At 56.7% G+C, this 2,710-nt stretch carries 3 protein-coding genes; all 3 read right to left on the bottom strand.

Going from position 1 to position 2,710, the window contains the following annotated elements; all coding sequences use genetic code 11:
- Positions 1-150: 150 nt before the first annotated feature.
- From NNN71_RS24210 to NNN71_RS24200, 3 genes are read right to left on the bottom strand one after another with little or no spacing between them, the layout of a single operon-like run.
- Positions 151-708, bottom strand: a complete 558-nt coding sequence (locus NNN71_RS24210) for a DUF2857 domain-containing protein (RefSeq protein ID WP_267453685.1) — start codon at positions 706-708, stop codon at positions 151-153.
- Positions 692-1,975: a ParB family protein gene (locus NNN71_RS24205; protein ID WP_271459540.1), complete on the bottom strand. Its 1,284-nt coding sequence runs from the start codon at positions 1,973-1,975 to the stop codon at positions 692-694. Before NNN71_RS24205 ends, NNN71_RS24210 begins: the two co-directional genes overlap by 17 nt.
- A 16-nt stretch (positions 1,976-1,991) precedes the next feature.
- Positions 1,992-2,186 carry a helix-turn-helix transcriptional regulator gene (locus tag NNN71_RS24200; protein WP_267453683.1) on the bottom strand — a complete coding sequence of 65 codons (195 nt, stop codon included), beginning with the start codon at positions 2,184-2,186 and terminating at the stop codon, positions 1,992-1,994.
- Positions 2,187-2,710 lie beyond the last annotated feature (524 nt).

Raw genomic sequence — 2,710 nt, 5'->3', positions numbered from 1 at the left:
TTGTAGGAGGGAAAGACGCCGCTGCCGTCGTCGCGGGCGTGCAGGCGCAGCAGTTGCCACGTGAACTTGTCGCGCGGGGAGAGGTTGCGCGCCAGCAGCAGGCGCTTTGGCACGCTCTGCTGCGGGTTGCCGAGAAACAGCAGCCGATCGTCACTCTTCATGCAGCAGCTTCTCCTGAGTCCACTGGCGCAGCAGGTTCCAGATGACCGTCAGCGACAGATCGTGTTCGCGGGCCATTGCCATCATGGCGGTCAGCGCTTCGGGTGAGTCGAGCTTGTTCACGCCCGTCTTCTGCCACTCGTTCCACACCAGCGTCTCCATCTGCTCATCCGGAGCATTGTTGCGCCCCTGGCGGACAAACAGGCCAATCAGCCGCCGCCGGGCGCAGACCTCCGGCGTGGAAAGGCCAAAGTAGTGGTTGATGAACTCGATGGACGCGCCCAGCGACAGGGCTTCCTCCAGACGCTGCTGGAACAGCCGCTCCTGCTCCATCCTCGCCAGCATCCGGCCCAGCATTTCGTGGTCAATGTGGGTGGTGATAAACTGCACCGCGCTGTTGCTGAGAAACAGGATGTCGTCGGCGGTGAGGCGCGTCAGCTCGCACAGCTCCTGCGGGCTGAAGCCGAGCGATTCGCAGTAGCGGATCTGCCCCTCCTTCAGCGCCTGGACAATGTGAATGAGTACGGCCTGGTTAACTGAGGGCGTCATGGCGAACCTCCCGCAGCCGCCGCTGGCGGCACAGGCTGATAAGCTGCATCAATTGCTGGATCTGCGCGTTGTCGTAGTCTGCTGACAGCAGAAGCTCCAGGGCGGGCATCGGCGTGCTGGTGTCGCCATTCAGGGCGGCCAGCACCTGATAACAGCGCTGTGCCGCTGGATGGGGAAAATCGTGGCAGGGCGCGAGGGTGAAACCCGCCGGAGCGCTGTCGTCCGGGTGGATACAGGTGTCCAGTCCCCAGCAGGCACACAGCGACCGTGCCGTATGTACCAGCGGTGAGGGCCCTGGCTCGCCGGGCACAGCGGGTTCAGTCGGTGGCTCAGGCTCTGGTAGTGGTGCTTTTTCCGTTTCCGGCGGTGGCGGCCAGAGGACCTTTTCGGCCGGAGGCCCCAGCAGCGCCTGCCGCCTGCTCTGACCATCGGTCAGTTCCGCCAGCAATGTATTCCAGCTGATGCCGCTGCGACAGCTCATCTCGCCGAGTAGTTCGTCCTGTACCAGTTGCGGTACCACGCCCTCCGGTTCACCGTCGAAGGTGGTGAGAGCGGCACTGAACAGGCCAGCAAACTCCGTCTGGCGCTCCGGCGGCATCAGTTTTGCCCAGACCTGTTCTGCTGCGCTGCGTAGCGCCAGCAGACGATCGATAACGCGCCGTGTAAGGCCACCGTACAGCGCATTGGGGATGCAGGGCAGCAGCCAGTCGACGGTCTGTAACATTCGGCTGATTTGCGACTGGCTGACGGGATAGCCGTCGCGGGTCAGTTGCTCCGCCAGTGCCAGTTGCGTCGTGCAGTTAATGCCTGCTTCACTGTAAAGATCGCGTAGGTGCAGAATACCTTCCGCCCGTTCGATAAACATTAATCCGTGATGCAGGTCGCTTTCGGCCAGGTGGCCGATTAGACACTGAACTTCGCCTTGCTGCAGTGACAGCGTTTCCGGCCACGGTCTGAACGGCCAGCAGACGCGGTGGTACCGCTCATCCTGCGTCTCCTGCCACAGTTCATTGAGGATGGCGAGGCGCGTATTCCCGCCGCTGGCGAGCATATATTTTTCATCACCGGGGCGACGGGTCAACACCGGCGGGTTATCCAGCCCGCGGGCAAGAATTGACGCTTTCAGTACGTCATAGCCGGGATTGCGGGTGACGCGGGGATTGAGGGAGAACGGCTGGATTTTCTCCAGACAGAGCTGAACCATGTCCTGTTCTGCAGAGCCCGGTGTACCCTGAAGCCAGCGGTTGAACAGATGTGAGGCGCACATAATTTACCTCCGGCATTCAGACATCGCGGGTAAGGTGGATACGCTGGCGGATCCATTTATCCACCTCACTTTCCAGCCAGGCGACATGGCGATTGTTGAGTCGGATAGAAGATGGAAATTGTTGCAGGCGTATTTGCTGGTAAATCCACGATTTACCAAGGCCGATTTTTTCTTCCACCTGGCGTAAGCGTAAAAGCCTGTCGTTATGCATAACCTTCCTCCTGCGTTCAGGATTGTTTATATACACATTAATTGTCTGGTTATTAAAGCAGCAACGCCCCTGTAAGGCAGTAAAAATCCTTACATGTCTGAGATAGAGAAGTGAATAGATCGGATTAGTTGACCGTGTTACGGCGTTGCGAGGCACAGGAGTGTGTTTTCCTGAGTGACGTGAGGGTCGTATTTATTGAAGCAGTAATGACATCGTTTTTATGCATGCATCTGCTATAGGGGCAAATCCAGTATCGATATTGCACGTAAATCTCATTACGAGGATCTCCTGTCTGGTTCACCTTGATAACCCATTGATAGCCATCAGTATTTAACGTTGCGTATTTTATGATGATTCTTTTGGGTTAATTAAGTTTAGTACCAGAGCTGGTAACACAAACCGTCACATTGAATCTGGTAGCGAAAAGTTAATGTTAAGTGAGTATTGAAATGATAGCGCTAATGATTTGGTTATTCATTGTTATTAAATGATGTGAGTGGCGTAGAGTAACGGAGTGTAATGAG

Origin of the sequence: Kluyvera sp. Awk 3, assembly GCF_028069715.1 — a bacterium.
Lineage (GTDB): Bacteria > Pseudomonadota > Gammaproteobacteria > Enterobacterales > Enterobacteriaceae > Kluyvera > Kluyvera georgiana_A.
This window is presented reverse-complemented; position numbering and strand designations above follow the sequence as displayed.

Excerpts from the sequence above, each read along its gene's own strand:
- NNN71_RS24210 (WP_267453685.1), bottom strand. The coding sequence starts at position 708 with ATGACGCCCTCAGTTAACCAGGCCGTACTCATTCACATTGTCCAGGCG.
- NNN71_RS24205 (WP_271459540.1), bottom strand. The coding sequence starts at position 1,975 with ATGTGCGCCTCACATCTGTTCAACCGCTGGCTTCAGGGTACACCGGGC.
- NNN71_RS24200 (WP_267453683.1), bottom strand. The coding sequence starts at position 2,186 with ATGCATAACGACAGGCTTTTACGCTTACGCCAGGTGGAAGAAAAAATC.